The organism is Arhodomonas sp. KWT (assembly GCF_010993615.1).
Genome location: NZ_WNXE01000410.1, coordinates 1 through 1,556 on the forward strand (window position 1 = coordinate 1; position 1,556 = coordinate 1,556).

General features: G+C 70.6%; 1 protein-coding gene. It reads right to left on the minus strand.

The genetic code is table 11. From position 1 onward, the window contains the following. Positions 1 to 1,400 (minus strand): NADH-quinone oxidoreductase subunit L (locus tag G7A99_RS19425; protein WP_163143323.1); only part of this gene is annotated, 1,400 nt, incomplete at its 3' end. Between the last annotated feature and the right edge of the window lie 156 nt (positions 1,401 to 1,556).

A 1,556-nucleotide genomic window follows, 5' to 3' on the forward strand; every position in this document is an offset into this window, starting at 1 on the left:
GCCACCGCCACGGCGGCGAAGCTCATCAACGCCAGGGCCATGAGCGCCCACGCGAGCGGGCCGGGCGCGGGCGGCGGCGGCAGAGTGGCCCCGGTCGCCGCGGTGGTCAGCGCGTGCAGGGCGAAGTAGCCCAGGGTGGTCGCCAGGGCGTAGATCGACGTGCGCCGGGTCAGTGCCCGGGGGGCGTGGTCGGCGAAGCCCTGCGCCAGCAGATAGGCCACGCCCAGGATCAGGATCAGGCCAAGGGCGATCACCTGGGGAGGCTTGGATTCGAGCCCGAAGAGCAGGCCGACGACAATATACGTCGCTAGCGCCGTGGCGAACGCGCCGCCGACCGCGGACGGCCCGGGCACGGCGACCGGGCCCGGCCGGCGCGCCGCGGTGACCTGCTCGACGCCGGAGCCGGAGGCGAGGAACGCGTGTGCCTTGTACAGCGAGTGGGCGATCAGGTGCAGCAGCGCGAGGGGGAAGAGGCCCAGGCCGCACTGCATGACCATGAAGCCCATCTGCCCGACGGTGGACCAGGCGAGCGAGGTCTTCACCGCCGGCTGGGTGAGCATCACCATCGCCCCGAACAGGGCGGTGAAGCCCCCGAGGGCCACCAGCGACGCCATCACCAGCGGCGCCTGCAGGATAACGTCGGCGAAGCGGATCAGCAGGAAGCCGCCGGCGTTGATCACCCCCGCATGCAGCAGCGCCGAGACGGGCGTGGGGGCCTCCATGACCTCCGTGAGCCAGCCGTGGGTCGGGAACTGGGCGGACTTGAGCGCGGCGGCGAGGGCGAGCAGGAGTGCCGCCCAGCGCATGGCCGTGGTGGCGGACTCAGTGCCTGCGGCGGCCAGGATCGCGGCGATGTCGCCGCTGCCGCAGGCGACGGCCAGGATCACGGCCGCCCCGCAGAGGGCGGCGTCCCCGAGACGGGCCATCACGAACTTCTTGCGTGCCGCCAGCCGGGCCCGGCGCCGTTGCGGATAGAACAGCAGAAGCCGGTGCAGGCAGACGCTGGTGGCGATCCAGGCCGCCACGAGCAGGAGCAGGTGCCCGGAGATCACCAGCACCATGACCGACGCGAGTGTGGCGCACAGCCAGCCGGTGAACGCGCCCTCGCGGGCCTCGCCGTCCATGTACGTTGCCGTATAGCGCAGGACGATCCAGCCGACGAGGCTGACGAGGGCGAGCAGGGCCATGCTGACCACGTCCAGCCTTATGCCGGCGAGTGTCGCCGGCCCGTAATGCACGAGCACCCCCACGGCGGCCAGTGCCGTGGCGACGGCCAGGAGCGCCGCCGATTGCGCACCGCGCGGGACCCCCCGCGGGCGCCGGCCCGGGCGTAGCAGGCCGAAGACCGCCGCGGCGGCCAGGGCGATCGGGGCGAGTGCGGGCAGGGCTTGAACGGGCATCGCGTACTCTCGGACTTGGGTGCGGAGACGTTGTACCAAGATGCGGGAAAGATAAAAAATTCATTGTTTGCCCATTTTGGTTAAATAAAATAGAACGGTATGCAGCAGCTCAACTATCACCACCTGCGCTATTTCTGGGCGGTGGCACACGAGGGC